Annotated in this window: 21 protein-coding genes, 1 tRNA gene and 1 other RNA gene; 6 read left to right on the forward strand and 17 right to left on the reverse strand. The window is 65.2% G+C overall.

The window, feature by feature from the left end; genetic code table 11:
• The first annotated feature begins 10 nt into the window (after positions 1-10).
• The 4 genes from ACYQ8E_RS09975 (at position 11) to ACYQ8E_RS09990 (ending at position 2,118) form a co-directional block, all read left to right on the forward strand.
• Entirely contained in the window at positions 11-415 is a 405-nt protein-coding gene (locus tag ACYQ8E_RS09975) for an acyl-CoA thioesterase (RefSeq protein ID WP_066728767.1), read from the forward strand.
• Between the two features lie 82 nt (positions 416-497).
• Entirely contained in the window at positions 498-986 is a 489-nt protein-coding gene (locus tag ACYQ8E_RS09980) for a DUF3124 domain-containing protein (RefSeq protein WP_066728768.1), read from the forward strand.
• A 5-nt stretch (positions 987-991) separates the two neighbouring features.
• The gene (locus ACYQ8E_RS09985; protein WP_066728769.1) at positions 992-1,186 is read left to right on the forward strand and encodes a hypothetical protein; all 195 of its coding nucleotides are present in this window, start codon (positions 992-994) and stop codon (positions 1,184-1,186) included.
• 5 nt (positions 1,187-1,191) lie between these two features.
• A complete protein-coding gene (locus tag ACYQ8E_RS09990) occupies positions 1,192-2,118 on the forward strand; it encodes a L,D-transpeptidase family protein (protein WP_066728770.1) in 927 nt (308 codons plus the stop codon).
• Between the two features lie 89 nt (positions 2,119-2,207).
• Here the strand turns inward: ACYQ8E_RS09990 and ACYQ8E_RS09995 are convergent, their stop codons facing one another.
• Positions 2,208-2,537, reverse strand: coding sequence for a hypothetical protein (locus tag ACYQ8E_RS09995; RefSeq protein ID WP_066728771.1), 330 nt, complete (start codon positions 2,535-2,537; stop codon positions 2,208-2,210).
• Between the two features lie 215 nt (positions 2,538-2,752).
• Between ACYQ8E_RS09995 and ACYQ8E_RS10000 the strand changes: the two genes are divergently transcribed.
• Both ACYQ8E_RS10000 and sucB read left to right on the forward strand, forming a co-directional pair.
• On the forward strand, positions 2,753-5,437 hold the full coding sequence (locus ACYQ8E_RS10000) for a 2-oxoglutarate dehydrogenase E1 component (RefSeq protein WP_066728773.1): 2,685 nt from the start codon (positions 2,753-2,755) through the stop codon (positions 5,435-5,437).
• Between the two features lie 50 nt (positions 5,438-5,487).
• Positions 5,488-6,642 (forward strand): dihydrolipoyllysine-residue succinyltransferase, encoded by a 1,155-nt coding sequence (gene sucB, locus ACYQ8E_RS10005; RefSeq protein WP_066728775.1) that lies wholly within the window; start codon positions 5,488-5,490, stop codon positions 6,640-6,642.
• 73 nt (positions 6,643-6,715) lie between these two features.
• On the opposite strand, the gene ACYQ8E_RS10010 is transcribed toward sucB, so the two are convergent.
• The 16 genes from ACYQ8E_RS10010 to hisF all read right to left on the reverse strand — a co-directional run bounded on the left by ACYQ8E_RS10010 (position 6,716) and on the right by hisF (position 20,578).
• Complete coding sequence (locus tag ACYQ8E_RS10010; RefSeq protein WP_066728777.1) at positions 6,716-6,976, reverse strand: hypothetical protein; 261 nt, start codon at positions 6,974-6,976, stop codon at positions 6,716-6,718.
• A 170-nt stretch (positions 6,977-7,146) separates the two neighbouring features.
• Entirely contained in the window at positions 7,147-7,749 is a 603-nt protein-coding gene (locus ACYQ8E_RS10015) for a Slp/YeaY family lipoprotein (RefSeq protein ID WP_066728779.1), read from the reverse strand.
• Between the two features lie 60 nt (positions 7,750-7,809).
• On the reverse strand, positions 7,810-8,070 hold the full coding sequence (locus ACYQ8E_RS10020) for a hypothetical protein (RefSeq protein ID WP_066728781.1): 261 nt from the start codon (positions 8,068-8,070) through the stop codon (positions 7,810-7,812).
• Positions 8,071-8,076: 6 nt separating this feature from the next.
• On the reverse strand, positions 8,077-9,105 hold the full coding sequence (locus ACYQ8E_RS10025; RefSeq protein ID WP_066728783.1) for an LOG family protein: 1,029 nt from the start codon (positions 9,103-9,105) through the stop codon (positions 8,077-8,079).
• A 48-nt stretch (positions 9,106-9,153) separates the two neighbouring features.
• A complete protein-coding gene (locus ACYQ8E_RS10030; RefSeq protein WP_066728785.1) occupies positions 9,154-9,717 on the reverse strand; it encodes a hypothetical protein in 564 nt (187 codons plus the stop codon).
• A 68-nt stretch (positions 9,718-9,785) separates the two neighbouring features.
• Positions 9,786-10,170: RNase P RNA component class A (gene rnpB / locus ACYQ8E_RS10035), an RNA gene on the reverse strand.
• A gap of 15 nt (positions 10,171-10,185) precedes the next feature.
• Complete coding sequence (locus ACYQ8E_RS10040) at positions 10,186-10,896, reverse strand: zinc ribbon domain-containing protein (protein WP_066728787.1); 711 nt, start codon at positions 10,894-10,896, stop codon at positions 10,186-10,188.
• 46 nt (positions 10,897-10,942) lie between these two features.
• Positions 10,943-12,070, reverse strand: a complete 1,128-nt coding sequence (locus ACYQ8E_RS10045; protein ID WP_066728789.1) for a Nif3-like dinuclear metal center hexameric protein — start codon at positions 12,068-12,070, stop codon at positions 10,943-10,945.
• Between the two features lie 106 nt (positions 12,071-12,176).
• Positions 12,177-12,252: transfer RNA gene (locus ACYQ8E_RS10050), tRNA-Ile, on the reverse strand.
• Positions 12,253-12,311: 59 nt separating this feature from the next.
• Positions 12,312-14,069 carry an RNA polymerase sigma factor RpoD gene (rpoD, locus tag ACYQ8E_RS10055; RefSeq protein WP_066728793.1) on the reverse strand — a complete coding sequence of 586 codons (1,758 nt, stop codon included), beginning with the start codon at positions 14,067-14,069 and terminating at the stop codon, positions 12,312-12,314.
• A 52-nt stretch (positions 14,070-14,121) separates the two neighbouring features.
• The gene (gene dnaG / locus ACYQ8E_RS10060) at positions 14,122-15,945 is read right to left on the reverse strand and encodes a DNA primase (RefSeq protein WP_066728795.1); all 1,824 of its coding nucleotides are present in this window, start codon (positions 15,943-15,945) and stop codon (positions 14,122-14,124) included.
• Positions 15,942-18,311 (reverse strand): endonuclease MutS2, encoded by a 2,370-nt coding sequence (locus ACYQ8E_RS10065; protein WP_459860874.1) that lies wholly within the window; start codon positions 18,309-18,311, stop codon positions 15,942-15,944. Before ACYQ8E_RS10065 ends, dnaG begins: the two co-directional genes overlap by 4 nt.
• A 25-nt stretch (positions 18,312-18,336) precedes the next feature.
• Complete coding sequence (locus ACYQ8E_RS10070) at positions 18,337-18,828, reverse strand: CvpA family protein (RefSeq protein ID WP_066728800.1); 492 nt, start codon at positions 18,826-18,828, stop codon at positions 18,337-18,339.
• Positions 18,829-18,860: 32 nt separating this feature from the next.
• Complete coding sequence (locus ACYQ8E_RS10075) at positions 18,861-19,307, reverse strand: GatB/YqeY domain-containing protein (protein ID WP_459860878.1); 447 nt, start codon at positions 19,305-19,307, stop codon at positions 18,861-18,863.
• A 24-nt stretch (positions 19,308-19,331) separates the two neighbouring features.
• Complete coding sequence (locus tag ACYQ8E_RS10080; RefSeq protein WP_066728804.1) at positions 19,332-19,658, reverse strand: phosphoribosyl-ATP diphosphatase; 327 nt, start codon at positions 19,656-19,658, stop codon at positions 19,332-19,334.
• Between the two features lie 152 nt (positions 19,659-19,810).
• The gene (gene hisF, locus ACYQ8E_RS10085) at positions 19,811-20,578 is read right to left on the reverse strand and encodes an imidazole glycerol phosphate synthase subunit HisF (RefSeq protein ID WP_066728806.1); all 768 of its coding nucleotides are present in this window, start codon (positions 20,576-20,578) and stop codon (positions 19,811-19,813) included.
• Position 20,579: the final 1 nt, after the last annotated feature.

Here is a 20,579-nt window from a genome sequence, read left to right on the forward strand (position 1 = left end):
GAGTAATCGGATGGAGACCTTTGCCCTGGTTCGCCCCGAGCATCTCAACCACCACGGCTTCCTGTTCGGGGGGGCGCTGCTGAAGTGGGTCGATGAATTCGCCTGGCTGGTGGCCTCGCGCGACTTCCCGGGCTGCACCTTCGTCACGGTGGCGATGGACGACATCGTCTTTCGTGAACCGGTCGACAACGGTTCGATCCTGCGCTTCGTCATCCTTCCCTGCCGCCAGGGGCGAACCTCGGTCAACTACAGTGTCGAGGTCTGGGCCGACGCCCCCGGGTCCAGTCACGAGCACCGGGTTTTTTCAACCCGTATCACCTTTGTCCGGGTCAATGCCGAAGGACACAAGCTCGAGCTCCCCCCGGGGCCGCCACGCCACTCGCTCCTCCCCGCTGGCGCGACCAGCGGGTCCTGACCCCGGCTCTTTACCGCTACTCCAGCCGGAGTGGCGCTGCTCCGTTTCCGCTGGGCCCGAACCGGCCAGCCACGAGGTGACCATGAACCTTCCTCCCCTTCGCCAAGCGCTCCTGACCCTTCTGCTACTGCTCGGCCTCGGTCTGCCGGGAGGACCGAGCCAGGCCGAATCTCTCAGCCAGGGGCAGACCCTTTACGTTCCGGTCTATTCCCACGTCTTCAGTGGCGACCGCGGTCTTCCCTTCAATCTGGCCGCGACCCTCAGCCTGCGCAACTGTGACCCGGAAAAACCGCTGCGCATCCTCGCGGCCGACTACTACGACTCGGCGGGAAAGCGCCTTCAGCAGCACCTGGTCAAACCATTGGAACTCGCTCCCCTGGCCAGCCACAGCATCTATATCAAGGAGACCGATACCAGTGGTGGCTTCGGCGCCAGCTTTATCGTCCGCTGGCAGGCGGCGACACCGGTGCAGCCGCCGGTGGTCGAAGCGGTAATGATCGGCGCCCGCTCCGGCCAGGGGATCTCCTTCATCAGTCCGGCACGGGTCATCGCCGAGACCTCTTCGAAGTAGCGCCCATGTCCTCCCGCCACCAGAACCCGATTGCCGCCGGCAAGAGCAGCTTTGACCTGATCGATCCCGCACGGCTCTTTGCCGCCCTCCGCCTCGCCCCGGCGCAGCTCGAAACGCTCATTGCCCCCTGGGGATTTCGTCCGCAACCGCCCCTTGCCGTCGCTGACCATCTTTACCTGATGCTCTTCGAGCGCTGCTGACCGCTATGTTCCGTTCGATCTGCCCGCTTCTGTGCTTCGCGTTCCTGGTCTGCGCGGCCCAACCTGCCGCCGCCTGGTATCCACGGCTGGCGGCCGAAGGCACCGTCGCCGAACTCCGTCCCGGGGTGAAAATCGGTCACGACCGCCCCTACGTCATCGGCCCCGGCGAGACCCTGATGGAGATCGGCCTGCGCGCCAGGCTCGGCTTTCAGGCGCTGGTTGCAGCCAACCCCGGCATCCGGGATCCCTGGCTGCCGGGCGTCGGCCGTGAGATCATCCTCCCCTATGCCGCCCTGCTGCCGGCCGGGATTGCCCCGGGGATCACCATCAACCTCGCCGAGTTCCGTCTGTACCTGGCCGAGGCGAGTGGCGACAATTGGCGGGTACGGATCTATCCCATCGGCCTCGGGCGCCCGGACTGGGAGACTCCGGAAGGGGAATACACCATCGTCAACAAGGTTCTCGACCCGATCTGGACCCCACCGGACAGCCTGCGGGAGGAGAAGCCGGAGCTGGCAAAGAGGGTGCCACCAGGTCCGGACAATCCCCTCGGCCGCTTCTGGCTCGGTCTCTCCGCACCAAGGGTCGGCCTGCACGGCACCAACCGGCCTTACGGAGTCGGGCGTCGGGTCAGCCACGGCTGCATCCGACTCTATGCCGACGACATCGCCCATCTCGCCGCGCGGGTTGCCATCGGCACCCCGGTGCGCATTCTTTACCAGCCGTACAAAGTTGGCGTAACGGAACAAGGGCTGTTACTGGAGATCCATGACGACTACCTCAAGCGTTTCAGCGAACCCGGCGGAGCTGACCAGCGCGCCTGGCCGGCGGCGCTGCCCGACCCGACCCCGGCCCAGAGGGAGGTACTGAAGGCAGCAACGGGGGTGGTGACGCTCGTTCCGGCCGTTACCGAACAAGATGCAGGGCGCTGACGGCATCCGGAACCAGCAGTAAAAAAGCCGCAACCCCGGGTGAAGGGGTTGCGGCTTTTTTACTGCTGCTGGCGAACCTATTGCTTCTGCTATTTTTTTTGGCCCATCTCAAAAGCCTTGGTCGCCTTTTCGGCGCTCTGTGCCGCCATCGAGACGGCAGACTCGGCCTGATCCTTGGCCGCAGTTGCGGCCTGGGCGGCGGCCTCGGCCTTGCTGGCGGCACTGACGGCACGGCTGGCGGCAGCGTCGGCGCGGTTGGCGGCAGCGTCGGCCTTCTCGGACGAGGCGGCGGCACTCTGACCGGCGGCAATCGCCTGATCAACCAGAGCACGCTCCTCGGTGGAAAGTTGGGCCGCACATCCGGCGAGAAGCAGGAGACCGGCACAACCAGCTGCGATCATCGACATGAACTTGGGCATTGGGTAATCCTCCTTGGAATGGGTTTCAGCGTTGGTTTCTGTAAATGAAAACAGATTTCCGGCAACTGTCAACGCGAGACAAAAAATAGCGCCCCAGAAATGCGCCCGGGACGATTTGCGCAGTCGAAGGGGACTGTTATAATGAAGCCCTGTATATGCCGTCCCGGCCCCGGCCGGGACTTCTGTATGGCCAGTTGCCAACCCCGGGAGTGGTGATGAACATCCTCAACAATATCAGCTCCCAATGGCTCGATGATCAATATCGGCGCTGGCGCCAGGACCCCAGCGTGGTCAGCGCCGACTGGCAGGCCTTTTTCAGCGGGTTTGAACTGGTCGGCACCCCGACGTCGGCGGCCGGGAGTGCCAAAGCCCTCAAGGAAGCGGCGGTTCAGTCCCTCCTCTATCGCTACCGCGACCTCGGCCACCTGCTTGCCTGCACCGATCCCCTCTCCCCCTGCCGGTCCAGTCACCCGCTGCTCGACCTGGAGAGTTTCGGCCTCAGCGAAGAGGACCTCGATACCGAATTCACCGTCAAGCGCTTCCTCAGGGATCGGGCGCCCCTGCGTGAAATCCTGGCGGTGATGCGCGACACCTACTGCCGCACCATCGGCGTCGAGTTCATGCACATCCAGGACCCCGCTGAGCGCCAGTGGCTCAAGGACCGGATGGAACCGATCCGCAACCGGCCGCGCTTTGAGCGTCCGCGCCAGCTGAAGATCCTCGCCAAGCTGCAGGAGGCAACCCTCTTCGAGACCTTTCTGCACCGCAACTTTCTCGGGCAGAAACGCTTCTCCCTGGAAGGGGGCGAAACGATCATCCCGCTGCTTGACGCGGTAGTCGAGAAGGCGGCGGCCCTTGGCTGTCGCGACCTGGTCCTTGGCATGGCCCATCGCGGCCGCCTCAATGTCCTGGCCAACATCTTCCGCAAGCCCTTCGCCACCATCTTTGCCGAGTTCCAGGACAACCTGCAATACAACTTCGTCGGCGAAGGGGACGTCAAATACCACAAGGGCTTCTCCAGCGACTTCGAATCGGCTGCCGGCAACCGGATCCACCTGACCATGGCCAGCAACCCCAGCCACCTCGAGGCGGTCGACCCGGTGGTGGTGGGAAAGGCGCGGGCGCGCCAGGACCATTACGGCGCCGACGGCCCGCAACTGGTCCTGCCGGTGCTGATCCACGGCGATGCCGCGTTTGCCGGCCAGGGGGTTGTCGCCGAGACCCTCAACCTCTCGCAGCTTGAAGGGTACGGCACCGGCGGCACGCTCCACGTTGTCCTCAACAACCAGATCGGCTTCACCACCGCACCCCACGACGCCCGCTCGACCTTTTATGCTACCGACATCGCCAAGATGCTGATGGTGCCGATTTTCCATGTCCACGGCGAAGATCCGGAAGCCGCCACCTACCTGGCCGAACTCGCCCTCGACTACCGCCGGACCTTTGCCAAGGATGTCGTCATCGAGGTCATCTGCTTTCGCCGCCAGGGGCACAACGAGGGGGACGAACCCTACTTTACCCAGCCGCTGATGTACGACAAGATCAAGGCGAGGCCACCGGTTCACGAGCTCTATGAAAAGACGTTGCTCGACCAGGGATTCGAACCGGAGGAGATCGAAGCGCCCGCGAAGGCGACCGAGGCGAGGCTCGAGGAAGCCCTGGCCAAGGGGGGCAACCAGGACCCTGACCACGGTTTTCGCGGCAAGTGGAGCAGCATCGAGCGCAGCTGGTCGCCGGCGCGGCCAGCGACCGCAGTCGAGGCCACCAGGCTGCGGGAACTGGCGCGGCAACTCGCCGTCATTCCTGAAAATTTCCACCCCCACCCGAAGATTGCCAAACTGCTCGAAAAACGTCTCGAGGCGGTGGAACAGGGGAATGACCTCGACTGGGGAAATGCCGAAACCCTCGCCTATGCCAATCTCCTCGCCGAAGGTCACTCGGTGCGGCTTTCCGGGCAGGATTCGCGCCGCGGCACCTTCAATCATCGCCATAGCGTTCTTATCGACATCGAGAACGGTCTGCAATACGTCCCCCTGGTCACCGTCACCGACAACGATTCGGTCTTCCGGGTCTACAACAGCATGCTTTCCGAAGCCGCAGTTCTCGGCTTCGAGTACGGCTACTCCCTGGAAACACCGCACGGGCTGACCATCTGGGAGGCGCAATTCGGCGATTTCGCCAATGGCGCCCAGGTCATCATCGACCAGTTTTTGACCAGCAGCGAGACCAAGTGGGACCGCTCCAGCGGCCTGGTCCTCTTCCTCCCCCACGGCTACGAGGGGCAGGGGGCGGAACATTCGAGCGCCCGCATCGAACGCTACCTGCAGCTCTGCGCCGACCACAACCTCCAGGTCGTCTATCCCAGCACCCCGGCGCAGTTCTTTCACCTGCTGCGGCGCCAGGTCAAGCTCCCCTTCCGGCGCCCGCTGATCGTTTTCACCCCGAAGAGCCTGCTTCGCCTGCCTGCCTGCCGCTCGACCCTGGAGGAACTGGTTGACGGCAGCTTCCAGCCAGTCATCGCGCCGGGAAAACCGCCGAAGAAGGTCAAGGAAGTCCTCCTCTGCAGCGGCAAGGTTTTTTACGACCTGGAGGCCAAACGCAGCGAGCTGGAACGGGAGGAGGTCGCCATTATCCGCCTCGAACAGCTCTACCCGATCCCGCAGGTAGAACTCGAAGAGATTCTGGCCCCGTATATCAAGCAGAAATGCCGCTTTACCTGGGTGCAGGAGGAACCGAAGAATGCGGGCGCCTGGAACTTCATCCACGACCTGCTCGCCAAGGTGACCGGGGCCCGCCCGCGCTACGTCGGCCGCCCCCGCCTTGCCGCGCCGGAAGTCGGATCGCACCGCCTGCACAAGCAGGAACAGGAACGCCTGGTCAACGAGGCGATCGACGGCTAACACCAGGTTTCACGGACAGCACCCGAACCCCCCAGCACGCGGAGGATGGCATGGAGTTGAAGGTCCCCGAGGTCGGTGAATCGATCTTCGAAGCGGAAATCGGTCAATGGCACAAAAAGGATGGGGAGACCGTCCACAAGGACGATCTGCTTTGCGAACTGGAGACCGACAAGATTTCCCTCGAAATGAACGCCGAGGCCGACGGGGTGTTGCGCATCAAGGCGCAGACCGGCGAGACAGTCAAGATCGGCGCGGTCATCGGCGAGATCGAGGAAGGACCGGAGAAGCCGGGAAAAGCCGGCAAAGCCGGCAAAGCTGACAAAGCGGAGAAGCCTGAGAAGCCTGAGAAGGCGGAAAAGGCGGAAAAACCAGGGAAAACCGAGAAGCCCGACAAACTGCCCCCGGTGGAGAAACCGAGTCCGGAACCGTCGCCGCCGCCGGCCCCTCCGCGAGCGGCCGCCGACAACCGCGAGACCGGCCCGGCCCCAGCACCGCCGCAGGACACAGGACGCACCACCCGCGAGACGATGTCACCGCTGCGCCGGCGGATTGCCGAACGGCTCCTCGCCGCCCGCCAGCAGACCGCCATGCTGACAACCTTCAACGAAGCCGACCTGACCCGGGTCATCGCCCTGCGCAAGAAACATGGGGCCGATTTCGAAAAGAAACACGGCGTCAAGCTCGGCTTCATGTCCTTTTTCGTCAAGGCGGCGACCGAAGCGCTGCGCCAGTTCCCCGACGTCAACGCCCGTCTCGATGGCGACGACATCGTTTACCAGCACTTTTATGACATCGGCGTCGCCATCGGCGGCGAAAAAGGCCTGGTCGTCCCGGTGCTGCGCAACACCGATCGCCTCCACTTCAACGACATCGAACAACAGATCAGCGCCTTCGCCACCAAGGTCAAGGAGAACAAGCTCGCCCTGGCCGACCTTGAGGGGGGGACCTTCACCATCAGCAACGGCGGCACCTACGGATCCCTGCTGTCGACGCCGATCCTGAATCCGCCGCAGAGCGCGGTCCTCGGCATGCACGCCATCCAGCAGCGCCCGGTGGTCATCGATGACGAAATCGTGGCCCGGCCGATGATGTACCTCGCCCTCTCCTACGACCATCGCATCATCGATGGCCGTCAGGCCGTCACCTTCCTGAAACGGATCAAGGAACTGGTCGAGGAACCGGAGGAGATGCTGCTCGAGCTCTAACCGCTGCGACCGACCTGCTTTGACGAAGGCCCCCGGCAGTGAATGCCGGGGGCCTTCGTCCTGGTGCCGTCCGTCAAAGGGAGAGCAGCAGCAGGACCAGAAAGAGCACCAGCAGGCCGAGGCTGACCCGGTAACCGTACCAGGCGAGACCGACCCGTCCGTCCCGCTCCAGGGTCAGCTGCCGGTAGCTGGCCAGGTGTTTATGGACCTGCCAGCGAATCTCGAAGCGGCCGATCCTCGCCCCACTCTTGGCCATCACCCGCAGGATATGAAGGGAACAGAGGTAGTTGACAAGGCCGGCGACGACCAACGCAAGGAGGAAAAGTCGGGACACAAAAAAATCTCCGCCATGGGGAAGGGGCAGGGGAGGAGCAACTCCCGGCGGAGCTTGACGACGACCTGGTGGACCGCCTGCGCCCGATCGCCAGGCTGGCCGAAAATCATGGGGTTACGGCATCCAGAAGGACCATCGCAAAACCCGCCCACGGATCGGAATCTCCCGGCTCAATCGTCGTAGTGAAGCCAGATGCCGCCTCCATACCAGTAAGGACCAGGACCGTACCAGTAGGGCCAGGGATAACCCCAGCCGTAATCATAACCGTAGGGCCAGGGGGCGTAGGGATTGGCAAAGCGATCTCCTGGCCGGTCATACCAGGGGTCAGGCGTCCGCCAGAGGTAGATTTCTTCCAGGGTAAAGAGGGGGTAGGTGAAATCCCGGCCATTCAAGGTGGCGGACTGGGCCCCGGCAACGCTACCGGTCAGGGTCGCAAGCAGGCCCTTGCGGTAGAGCTCGGGATCGAGGAAGCGGGCGCTACGCACCAGATAACGCCCCCCCGTCTCGTCCGGGCCGGTCGGGCGCCCCCAACGGTCGGTGAAGTAACGCAGCAGTTCGAGCGTCGTGCCGTCGGCATCGCTGCGATTGTCGACGATCAGGCCGCCCAGGAGCAGGGTCTGGCCGAGGTGCACCTGCGGGTCGTTCTTGACCTCGGCAAAATCGAGACCGCGGTCGACCTTGGCCAGGGCGGCCGGCGAGAGAACCTGGGCGCAGCCGCCGAGCTGCACAGCCAGCGCAACCAGCAGGAGCGTGAGTAGGAAATGTCGCGACATGAGAACCTCCCTTGCTCCCAGTTTATCCTGCCGGCGGCCGACGTCAATTCCCGGTGCTTCTCACGCGGGGCGCCTCTCCCCATGGCTGTTTTCCAGGTAAACCCGGATCGGGCAGCGGCAGAAACGCCCCTTGCCGAAAGGGAAGGCATGGCGGCACTTCTTGCGGGCAGTGACCAGACATTCGAGGAAGTGCTCCATGCCAAGATCACGGGCCGCACAGAGCTCTTCGCGGGGGAGCTCCAGGCAGACATATTTCTTGTCGCAGCGGGTGATCTCCTTGAGCTTTTCGAGGTGCAGGCGCTGCTGTTCGGTAAAGTTCATCGGCACTCAGAAGGCGTTAAGACGCCGGATAAAGGCCTTGAGCAGGCCAAAGCTGCGCCGGTTGAAATCAAAGACCAGGCGCGGCAGATGGAGCAGGTCGGGCTGGTCGGCCTCCTCCGGCAGGGCGCCGGTAATCCGCAGATGACTGCCGGGCTGCAGGATTTCGCTGAACTCACTTTCGAGGGTACCGAGCTGTTCCGAATCGAGGGGCTGGTTCAGGCGCATGACCAGGGTGGTGCCGACAAACCGCATCGAGTGGTAGATCCGGTAAAAATCATCGATGATTTTTACCGCCTCGACCGGATCCCGGGTGATGGTGAAGAGGCTGAAGTCCTCGCCGGAGATCAGCCCTTTCTTGAGCAGCGTCTTGCGCACGAACTGGAACCAGTTTTCCCAGTAATCCCCTTCGTCGTCATCGATCATCACCAGCGGGATCGGCGGGTTCTTGCCGGTCTGCACCAGGGTCATGATCTCCATCGCCTCATCGAGGGTGCCGAAGCCGCCGGGGAAGAGGGCCACGGCCGCCGCCTCCTTGAGAAAGGCGACCTTGCGGTTGAAGAAATACTTGTAGGTGATGACATTCTTGCTCGCCTCCATGAACGGATTGGTCTCCTGTTCAAAGGGGAGGCGGATGTTGACGGCAAAGGAGTTCTCGGCGCCGGCCCCCTCGTTCCCCGCCTGCATGATGCCGCCACCGCCGCCGGTGATGGTCATGTAGCCGTGACTGGTCAGCAGCCGGGCAAACTCGACGCACTTCTGATAGATCGGCTCTTCGGGAGCGGTGCGCGCCGAACCGAAGATCGTCACCTTTTTGCGCCCCCGGTAGGGGCCGAAAATCTTGCTGGTGTAGCGCATCTCTTTCATGGTGGTGCGCAGCAGCTTGAGATCGGCGAGATAGTCGATCTCGTGCCCGGACTTGAGGGCGCTGATCACCATCTCGCGCACCAGGGCCGGGTGGTGGACACCGACCAGCCGCAACAATTCGTCGATCCGCTCGTCGACCTCGCCGTTGGAACGGGAGAAATGCAATTCCATGAAAGCTCCTTGCCACCGGCCAGCCGAGCATTCGGTTGGCCGCTGTCACTATACCACGGGCGCGCCCGGGTCGGATAAAAATCCCCGCAGGCCGAGGCGCTCGGCGCGCAGCAGCAGGCCCTGGCGGCCGCCCCCCGGATAACGCCGGGCGAGGGCATCGTAGCCCGCGCGCAGTTCCCGCTCAAGGCGGTAGAAGCTCTCCCGGTCGACATCGGCGAGGCGCTCTTCAACCGCTTCACAGACGAAACTTACGCAGTTGAACGGCCGCCAGGCGACCGGCAACCGGCAGCCGTCGGCCGCCAGCCAGGGACAGGGGGCCGACCAGTCCGGGACGGGCGGTTCCCTGCCGGCAAGAAGGATCGCCAGCAGGTTGCCCAGGGTCAGATGATTGCGCCCGCAGCCGCAGCAGGCGCCGTCGCAGGCACGGCACAGCTCCGGTCCGTCCGCCGCCAGGAAGAAGGCGTGGAGCCTTTCCTGAAGGGTAGCGATCCGGGCGAGCTGCCGCTCCAGCCACGACCGCTCGGCCAACGGCAAGGCCGCCAGTTCGCTGCGCACGGCGGCGAGGGTCCGGCACCAGATCTCTTCCTCGTCCCTTTGGTTCCGACGGGTCATGGTCTCCTGGCAATCAGGTGAAAAGGAGCCGCCGGCACCTCGGGAGAGATACCGGCGGCAATGAACTTGGCCGGAGAGGGCCGTAAGCCGGGTTCTGTTCCCCGCGGCGGTTACCCACCGGCGGGGCGATGACCATTCCTCTAGGACCGCCGTTGCCGACGGCCTCCAGCGACCGAACCCGGGAGCCTCGGACGGGCCGCCCTCGAACGCTCCCCTATTTGGTCTTGCTCCGGATGGGGTTTACCGAGCTGCCGACGTCACCGCCGGCACTGGTGAGCTCTTACCTCACCCTTTCACCCTTACCTGCCATTGCCCAAGGCGCCGGCAGGCGGTCTCCTCTCTGTGGCACTTTCCCTGGGGTTGCCCCCGGTCCCCGTTAGGGACCATCCTGCCCTGCGGAGCCCGGACTTTCCTCCCGCCCCCGAAGGAGCCGGCGATCATCTGGACCTCTCCGACCAAAATCTGTTGCTAATCGGTCGCTCCGAGGAAGAGCAGCCGGTTGCAATGGGGACAGCTCAGCACCTCGGCCGAGGTAAAGAGGCTGTTGAAGAGCTGCGGCGGCAGGTGCATGTTGCAGCCGAGACAGGTGCCGTTGCGCGCCTCGACGACAGCGACCCCGTGGCGACGGTCAAGCAGCATCTGGTAGCGCTTGCGCAGCGGCGTCGGCAAGCCGCCGAGCAGTTCATTGCGCCGGCCATCGCCGGCGCCGAGGGTCTTGTCAAACTCGGCGAGGGCCGCCGCGATCTCTTGGCGGCGGGCTTCGACGCTGGCACTGAGGCCGGCACATTCCGTCGCCTTCTCCTCCCGGTCCTTTTCGACGGCAGCGACCTCCGTCGCCGTAGCCTGGACCCGGTCCTCGAGATCCTTGGTCAGCTTCTTGGCGGTGTCGATCTCCTTGAGGACCGCGACATATTCCTTCTGGGTCTTGATCGCCGGCAGACGTCCTTCCGCCTTTTTGATGTTCTCCTGCTCGACACTCAAGGCCTGGTTGAGGTCGCCCCGCTGATCGCGCAACTCCTCGAGATTGGCGTCAAGGGTGTCGACCATCGCCTGGATGCGGTCGAGGTCGGCCGTCAAGGTAGCCTGTTCGCGCTCCAGCACCTCCCGCTTCTCCCGGGCCTGGTGCAGCGTCCTGTCCAGCTCCTGCAGCTCCTTGAGCAGTTCCAGCTCTTCTTGCACGTGTGTACCTCCATTCTCTGCGTATGGTCTGAAACGGAACGGGGGATCAGACGACCCGGAACGGATCGGTCTCACCCCCCATTTCCATGAATTCAACGGCCAGGCCCCGCTCCCGCGCCCTGCGGTCAAGCAGGGTGGCCAATTCGGTGACAGCAATCCGTTCGGTGGCAAAGTGCCCGGCATCGACCAGGGTCAGGTTGAGACTTTCCGCGTAACGGGCCTCGTGATATTTGACATCCCCGGTTACCAGCACATCCGCGCCCTGCCTTGCTGCCTCGTTAAGGAGCGAGGCGCCACTGCCACCACAGACCGCGACCTTGGCGATCTGCGCCGGGACGGCGCCGGCCAGGCGCAGGCTGGCGCAACCAAGGGCCTCTTTGACGCGGGCGGCGAAACGATCGAGGGTGACCGGTTCGGCCAGCCGGCCGATGCGGCCGAGACCGACATCGGCACGCCGATTGGCCAGGGGGATCAAATCGAAAGCGACCTCTTCGTAGGGATGGGCGCGCTGCAAACGCTCCAGGGCCTTGTTGACCAGGGCCCGCGGCAGGATCGTCTCCAGCCGCAACTCCTCGGTCTGCTCGGTCGCACCGACCCGGCCGAGGAAGGGGCTGGTCCCGGTACCGGGACGAAAGGTCCCGGTGCCGGCAGTGCGGAAGGAGCAGCGGTCATAGCCGCCGACCTGGCCGGCGCCGGCAGCAAAGAGCGCTTCGGCCACCGCTTCCTCGTGCCCCGCCGGCACGAAGACCACCAGCTTGAGCAGATCGGCATCGCCCGCGGCCAGGGGCTGGCATTGGACCAGGTCCAAACGGGACGCCAGCCAGTCGTTGAGACCGCCGGCCGCCCGGTCGAGGTTGGTGTGAGCACTGAGAATCGCCACCTGGTGGCGGGCAGCGGCCAGCACCACCCGGCCGGCCTCGTCCCCCGGGGTAACACTGCGCAGGGGACGGAGCAGCAGCGGATGGTGGGTCAGAAGCAGTCCGGCGCCGAGTTCGATAGCCCTATCGACCGCCGCCGGGGTCGGATCGAGGGCGACCAGGACCCGGGTGACAGGAGCGGCAGGATCTCCGATCTGCAGGCCGGAATTGTCCCATTCCTCGGCGAGGCTGGGCGGGAAGAGCGAATGGACCAGACCGACGAGGTCCTGGATGCGGGTCGTGCGTTCTCTGGGCATGGCGACGGGTGGAAAAAAAAGAGTGCAACTGTTGTGTCGTTGCACTCCTTTCGGGTTCAGGACCGGGTATATGTCAATGTGAGTTTCCGACTCATCTCGCTCTGTATGGTGGGCCCACCAGGATTCGAACCTGGGACCGACCGGTTATGAGCCGGTGGCTCTACCAGCTGAGCTATAGGCCCGAATGAAGGGTTGAGTTTAGGCCTCCCGGCCGGGCCTGTCAAGGCCTTTTACCGACCGGTCAGCTTTCCACGAACGACTTGAGACGCTTGGCGCGGCTCGGATGGCGCAGCTTGCGCAGCGCCTTGGCCTCGATCTGCCGGATCCGCTCGCGGGTGACCGCGAAGTCCTGGCCGACCTCCTCCAGGGTGTGATCCGACTTCTCACCAATCCCGAACCGCATCCGCAGCACCTTCTCTTCCCGCGGCGTCAGGGTGGAGAGGACCCGCGCCGTCTGGTCCGAGAGGTTCCCCTTGATCACCGCTTCGAGTGGCGAAACCACCCCCTTGTCCTCGATGAAATCGCCAAGGGAGGAGTCTTCCTCCTCGCCGATCGGTGTCTCCAGGGAGATCGGCTCCTTGGCGATCTTGAGGACCCGGCGCACCTTCTCCAGCGGCAGCTCCATACGCTCGGCGATCTCCTCGGGGATCGGTTCGCGGCCGATCTCCTGGACCAGCTGGCGACTGGTGCGGATCAGCTTGTTGATCGTCTCGATCATGTGCACTGGGATGCGGATGGTGCGGGCCTGGTCGGCGATGGCGCGGGTGATCGCCTGGCGGATCCACCAGGTAGCGTAGGTGGAGAACTTGTAGCCGCGCTGGTATTCGAACTTGTCGACCGCCTTCATCAGTCCGATGTTCCCTTCCTGGATCAGGTCGAGAAACTGCAGGCCACGGTTGGTGTACTTCTTGGCGATGGAGACGACCAGGCGCAGGTTGGCCTCGACCAGCTCGGTCTTGGCCGACTTGGCGCGCCACTCCCCCTTCTGCACTTCCTTCAGCGAATCGAGGAGCTCCTCGGGGGCGAAGCCCGACTCCTCCTCGACGCGCTTGAACTTGCGCTGCGCCCCCTTGAGGCGCTTTTCGACCACCAGCAGGGCATCGACCGGGACCTTGAGTTCGGCCGAGACCTTGAGGGCCTCCTCGTCGCTCTTGCGCATCCGCCGCAGCTGGCGTTTGATCTCCTTGTGGGGGAGATTGAGCTCCGCCTCGCACGCATGCACCTCGGCGTTCCCTTTCTTGACCTGCTGGGCCAGCTCCTTGAGGCGATCGACGATCTTCGCCACCTGAAAATCCTTGAGGCGGATCTGGCGCATCAGGTCGGACATCTGCGCCTTGGCGTCCTTGGCCTCCTTGTCGAGAGCCTTCTTCTCTTCCTTGGTGATCTCGCCGGCGAGCTTTTCCCGCAGCAGGGTGAAGTTATCGTCGAGTTCGCGGATCTGCCCGACCAAGCCGAGGATGCGCTGGCGCTGCTTCTCCTCCTCCTCGCTCCCCTCTTCCTCCTCGTACTCCTTGGTGATCTCGGCGACGCTGATCTGCTCCTTCTCGAGGCGCTCGCCCAGGGAGATGATCTCCTTGAAGGCGATCGGGGTCTTCATGATCACCCGCGTCACCAGGGCCTCCCCCTCCTCGATGCGCTTGGCGATCTCGACCTCGCCTTCCCGGGTCAGGAGCGAGACCTGCCCCATCTCGCGCAGGTACATGCGCACCGGGTCGGAGGTCCGTCCGAGGACGCCGGCTTCGAATTCGGAGTCCTCGTCCTCCTCGTCCTCCGCCGCCTCTTCGTCGAGCCCCTGGTCCTTGCGCAGAGCAATCTTCTGCTCCGAGTCGACGACCTCGATATCCATCTCCCCGAACATGCTCATGACATCATCGAGCTGATCGGAGGAGACCATATCGGGCGGCAACAGGTCGTTGACTTCATCGTAGGTCAAGTACCCCTTCTCCTTGCCGAGATCGATCAGTTGCTGGACTTCTTCCATGCTGGTCTTTTTGGCCATTTGCGCGAATTCTCCTCTCGCGACACATCCGGTGGTCGAAGATGTCTATGGGTCAAACCCTGGGCAGCGTCTTGAGCTGCTTGTTGATAGCGATCAGTTCCCGATTCAGTTCGTTCTGCCGTTGCAAATCACCCTGCAGCTGGGCTTCCTGGATCTCGGCCATGACGGCCCGGCTGCGCTGCTTCAATCGTTCGCGGCCGGTCGCCTTGCGGCAACCGGCGAAGATCGCTTCCGGATCCTCGTCGAAGGCTTTTTCATCCTTTACAAGAATACCCGACAATAACGCATTTTGCGCGGCGGTCAAGGAATCGCCGAGCCGGGAGGCCTCGATCGCATCGGTCTCGCTGCCGAGGGCGAGAATCCGCTCGGCGATCGCGCGCCGGTCATCGTCGGCAAAGAAGCTCTCCACCCCTTCACTGGCGACCTGGCTGCGGATGGTCGGCTCGGCAATCATCAGGTTCAGCAGCCAGTCCTGGCTCTTCTCCCCGGGGTCGGCCGCAAGCTGACGGCGCCGGGGCGGCGCAGTCCCGACCGGTGCCGCAACCGGGCGCGGGCTCACCGGCTGCGCGCGCCGGGGCGGCTCGGCGCCGAGCTTGCGCGCCAGAAGCCCGGCATCGAGGCCGGTACGGCGCGCCAGGTTCTGCAGGTAGAGGCTGCGCTCGATCTCGCTCGGCAGCAGCCGCAGCTTGCCGAGGATCAGCTCCACCGCCCGCGCCTGGCCGGCGATATCGGAGGCCTCACCGGCGAGGGTGTGGTCGATAAAGACCTCAAGGACCGGCCGCGCCGCGGCGAGACGGTCCCGGAACTTCTCGACGCCGTGGCGGGCGAGGAAGGAGTCGGGGTCCTCACCGGCGGCGAGGGGGACCACCTCGGTGGACAGGCCCGTCGCCAGCAGCACGTCCATGGCGCGAAAGGTCGCCTTCTGGCCGGCGCTGTCCTGGTCGAAGAGGAGCAGCAGCTTGTCGCAGTAACGCTTGAGGAGCCGGGCGTGGTCCTCGGTCAGCGCCGTCCCGCAGCTGGCGACCACATTCTCGAACCCGGCCCGGACCAGCGCCAGCTGGTCGAAGTAGCCCTCGACGACAATCCCGGCCCCTTCCCGCCGCATCGCCTCCCTAGCCTGGTAGAGGCCGAAGAGGGTCCGCCCCTTGTGGTATATGGGGGACTCGGGCGAATTGATGTATTTGGGCAGCGCGTCATCGAGGACCCGGCCCCCGAAGGCGACCACCTGGCCGCGCAGGTCGAAGATCGGAAAGAGGAGCCGACGCCGGAACAGGTCGATATCGCTGCGCCCCTCCCTGCCCGCCCGCAGCAGCCCGAGGCGGTCGCGGACCAGCTCCGCGTCGAACCCCTTTGTCGCCAGGTGCCGCGCCAGCGCATCCCAGCTCTCCGGGGCGTAGCCGAGGCGAAAACGCCGGGCGGTCTCGCCGTCGTAGCCGCGCTGGCGCAGGTAACTGCGGGCCGCCGCCCCTTCCGGAGCCTCGAGGAGGATGTGGTGGTAGAACTCGCAGGCGACCTCGTTGATCCGGATCAGCCGCTCCTCCTCCTCGCGACGGCGCAGCTCCGCGGGCGAGGGGGCCTCCTCGGGGATTTCGACGCCGACCCGTTCCCCGAGGCGGCGCACCGCTTCGGGAAAGGAGAGCCCTTCGATCTGCATCAGAAAGGCGAAGACGTTGCCGCCGACACCGCAGCCGAAGCAGTGAAAGATCTGCCGCGTGCTGTTGACATTGAAGGAGGGGGTCTTCTCGCCATGGAACGGGCAGAGTCCCTGGTGGTTCGCCCCGGAGCGCTTGAGCGGCAGGTAGCCGGAGACGACCTCGACGATGTCGGTGCGCTCGCGGATCTCCTGGATCTTCTCTTCCGGTATGCGGCCCGTCATCCACCCCTCAATTCGGCAACCGTCACGTTTTCGCCCCCCTGTTCGGGGAGCGCGGCACGGAAGGCAGTGACCTCGCGGTGCGCGGCGAGGTGTTCGCGCACCGCCCGCCGCAGGATCCCCTCACCGCTGCCATGGACCACCTCGACCTCGCGCAGGCCCTGCAGCAGGGCGTCGTCGAGAAACCTGTCGAGCCGCTCCAGCGCCGCCTCGACGCGCTGGCCGACCAGCACCAGCTTCGACTCAAAGCCGTCCCGCTCGATTTTGCTGCGCACCTGCGCCGGACCGGCTTCCCGGGCAAAGCGTCGCGGACGGTAAGCCTCCAGGGCGGTCAGCGGCAGGCGCAACTTCTTGCCACCGGCGGAGAGTTCGACCGTCTCCCCACTGCAGCGCAGCACCTCGGCTTCGGTGTCGAGGGGGACGATCCGGACCCGCTCGCCAACCGCAACCTCCCGCGGTGCTTCGGCCTGGCGTGCGGCTTCCGGCTGCTGCGCTGCGACCTCGCTGCGAACCTCCCGCAACTGGCCGAGGAGCTCGGCCCGCAGCGGCGGTGCGGCGTGGCCGGCCTGCGCCGCCGCGTCGAGCAGGGCGCGCAACCGCTCTTCGGCCTGGCGCACCAGCGCTTCGCCGCGACGGGTCGCTTTTTCGAGAATGCGGCGCCGCTCCTGTTCCAGCTCGCCCAGCAGGCGGCGGCGTTTTTCCCGCTCCTGATCGGCCTGGGCCCGCAGCTGGCGGGCGGTTTCCCGCTCCTCCGCCACTTCCCGGGTCAGGCGGTTGAGCCGCTCGATCAGGTCGAGCCCTTCCCGCTCATCGCTGCCGAGGTAGGCTTCGGCCCAGGCCAGGACCGCCGCCGGCAGTCCGAGGAGGCGGGCGATGGTGAAGGCGTTGCTCGCCCCGGGGATGCCGTAGTGGAGCCGGTAGGTCGGCGCCAGGGTCTGCGGATCGAATTCGACCGCTGCGTTCTCCACCTCCTCCTGCAGCTGGGCATAGCCCTTGATCAGGTTGAGGTGGGTGGTCAGGATCACCCGCGCCCCCCGTTGCCGCAGCTCGTCGAGCAGCGCCAGCGCCAGCGCCGCCCCTTCCGCCGGATCGGTCCCGGTCCCCGCCTCGTCGATCAGGACCAGCGAGTCGCCGTCGGCGGCGGCGAGAATCGCGCGCATCCGCGTCAGGTGACCGGAAAAGGTCGAGAGCGCCGCCTCGATGCTCTGTTCGTCGCCGATATCGGCAAAGACCCGGCCGAAGAGATGGACCCGGCTCTCGGGCCGGCACGGGATCGGCACCCCGGCGGCCACCATCAGCTGCAGCAGGCCGGCGGTCTTCAGGGCCACCGTCTTGCCGCCGGTGTTGGGCCCGCTGATCACCAGCACTTCGCAGCCGCGCCCGAGCAGGAGATCGATCGGCACCGCCTGATCGGGACGGGGCGCGCCATCGGCGGCGAAGAGGAGCAGCGGGTGACGGGCGCCGCGCAGCTCGAGGCACGGTTCGTCACTCAGCTGCGGCGCACAGGCCCCGGCCTGGCGGGCAAAACGGCCGATGGCGGCGTAGTTGTCGAGGCGGGCCAGCAGTTCCTGGTTGGTCGCCAGCTCAGCCCCAACACCGCGCACCGCCGCGGCCAGTCGCCGCAGCACCCGCTCTTCCTCGCGCTTCTCCTCGCGCAGGGCGGTCTGCAGGTCGTTGTTCGCCTCGAGGACGAGCGTCGGCTCGATGTAGAGGGTCTGCCCGCTCGCCGACTCGTCGTGGATGAACCCCTTGACCTGGCCGCGGTGATCGGCCCGCACCGGCACCACGTAGCGACCGCCACGCTCGGTGACGAGGCGGTCCTGGAACGCCCCGGCCAGCGACTCCCGGGCGAGAAGGTTCTCCAGGCTGCGCCGGATGCGCCCCCGTAGCTGCTGGATCTCCCGGCGCAGCTCGCCGAGTTCAAAAGAGGCGCCGTCGAGGATCTCGCCGCGCGGACCGATGCTCTGGCCCAAATCCCGGGCCACGCCGCGGCACTCGGTCAGACCGCGGCTCAGCTCCTGCAGCAGGGGGGCGTCCGGCGCCGCCAGGAAGCTGCGGCGGCAGGCAGCCGCCGCCTCGAGGCTGGTGCGCACTTCGAGAAGCGCCGGCGGCGGCAGCCAGCTCCCCTCGGCCCGCACCTGGCGGAGATGCCCCTGCAGGTCGCAGGCGCCGCCGAGGGGCGGGGCGCCGGACTGTTCGAGGTGGCGCTGCATCTCCCCGGCCGCCTGTAATTCAGCAGCGACCATGGAACGCTCGGACAAGGGGCGCAGCGCCAGCAGCCGCTCCCGTCCGGGCCCGGTCACGCTGAAGCCGGCGAGGAGGGTCACCACCTTGTCGAATTCGAGCAGCCGCAGCGATGTGGCGCTCATGCCGCCTCCCGCCCCGACCGCCCGGTCATTTCCAGTCCTCCAGCAGGCGATGCCCGCCGCGAAAGACATCGGCCCCCAGGGTGCGGAAGGGGGGCGCCAGCTGCGACGACTTCAGGGAGGGTTGCAAAAAGGTCGGCGACCCGCCACTGCCGAGGGAGTAGAGAATCACCGCCAGCAGCAGCACCCCCTCGGCGAGGCCGAAGAACCCCCCGGCCACCCGGTTCATGCCGCCAAGAAAGAGGAGCTTGACGAAGCGCGTCAGCAGGAAGCCGATTCCCCAGAAGACCAGCACCGCGGCGAGGAAGAGGAGGCCGAAGGTGACAGCGGCGCAGAACGCCGGCGGCAGGCGGAAGGAGCTGGCCATGGTCTCCGCCAGTTCGCCATGAAAACGGAGCGCCACCAGGCTGCCAACCACCAGCCCGAGCAGGGAGCAGATCTCCTTGAGCAGTCCGCGCAGCACCCCCTTGAGAAGGAAGGCGGCGAGGACGACCAGAATGGCGATATCGAAGAAGTTCATTTCCGCTCCGCGCCCGGGGGGAGCGCGCTCAATCAGCCGGCGAGACGCGCCTTGACCAGTTCACTCACCAGCCGGCCGTCCGCCCGCCCCGTAGTCTGGGCGCTGACCACCTTCATCACCTTCCCCATGTCCTTGGGCGAGGTAGCGCCCGTCTCCAGCACTGCTTTTTCGATCAATTCCCGGATCCCGGCCTCGTCGAGCTGGGAAGGGAGAAATTCCTGGACGATCGCCAGTTCCTGCTCTTCCTTGGCGGCGAGGTCGTCGCGTCCTCCGTTGCGGTAGGCTGCGGCCGACTCCCGCCGCTGCTTGACCAGCGTCGAGAGGATGCTGATCGCCTCGGTCTCGCTCAGCTCGCTGCGGGTATCGATCTCGCGGTTCTTAATCGCGGTGCGCATCATGCGAATGGTGTTCAGGCGCAGGGAATCCTTGGCCCTCATCGCTACTTTCATCGCCTCGGTGAGGCGTTCCTGGATCGTCATGGCTTCTATCCTCGCGGTTGGCGGTTACTTGTTGCGGCTCGCTTTTTCCTCGATCCCGGAGAGACCGAAACGACGCCGCAGCTCGTCGAGCACCTGCTCCGGCGGCAGATCGTAGTGGCCGAGCAGGACCAGGCAGTGGAACCAGAGATCGGCCATCTCGTAGATCACCTGGTCGGGATCCCCCCCCTTGGCGGCGACGGCGGTCTCCACCGCCTCCTCGCCGATCTTGCCGAGGATCTTGTCGAGCCCCTTGGCGAAGAGGGAGGCGACGTAGGAACTTTCGGCGGAGGCCGCCTTGCGCTCCTGGATCACCTGGTAGACGGCGGCGAGAATGTCTTGTTGATCCGTCATGATTTATAACCTTCAAGCCTTGCCACAGGGGCACAGAGGAGACGGAGGAAACCCAGGAATTGAAGAAAGTCTATGGCCGTGATGAAAAATCCAGACGCCTTAGAACTTCTCTGTGTCTCAGTGTCTCTGTGGCTTAAGTGAATTAGTTAGTATTACAGCCGCACCGGCACACCATGCTCACGCAGGTACTCCTTGCACTCGCCAATGGTGTATTCGCGGAAGTGAAATATGCTCGCCGCCAGGGCGGCGGAAGCCCCCCCTTCGACGAGGCCGGCGCGGATATGCTCGAGGTTGCCGACGCCGCCGGAAGCGATCACCGGGATCGACACCGCATCGCTCACCGCCCGGGTCAGGCCGAGATCGTAGCCGTCCTTGGTGCCGTCGCAATCCATCGAGGTGAGGAGAATCTCGCCGCTGCCATAGGCTTCCATGCGTACTGCCCACTCCACCGCGTCAATCCCGGTCGGGTTGCGGCCACCGTGGGTATAGACCTCCCAGCGCTGCGGGTCGCTCCCCGGAACGCGGCGGGCGTCGATCGCCACCACGGTACACTGGGAGCCGAAACGCTGCGCCGCCTCCTGCACGAACTCGGGGCGATGGACCGCCGCAGTATTGATCGAGACCTTGTCGGCGCCGGCGTTGAGCAGGTTGCGGATATCGTCGACGCTGCGCACCCCGCCGCCGACCGTCAACGGCATGAAGACCCGCTCCGCGGTGCGCCGCACCACGTCGAGGATGATGCCACGATTGTCACTCGAGGCGGTAATGTCAAGAAAGGTCAGTTCATCGGCCCCCTGGGCGTCGTAGGCCGCGGCCGCTTCCACCGGGTCGCCGGCGTCGCGCAGCTCCAGAAACTGGACCCCCTTGACAACGCGGCCGTCCTTGACGTCGAGACAGGGGATGATGCGTTTAGTCAGCATG

Source organism: Desulfuromonas carbonis (genome assembly GCF_054658035.1).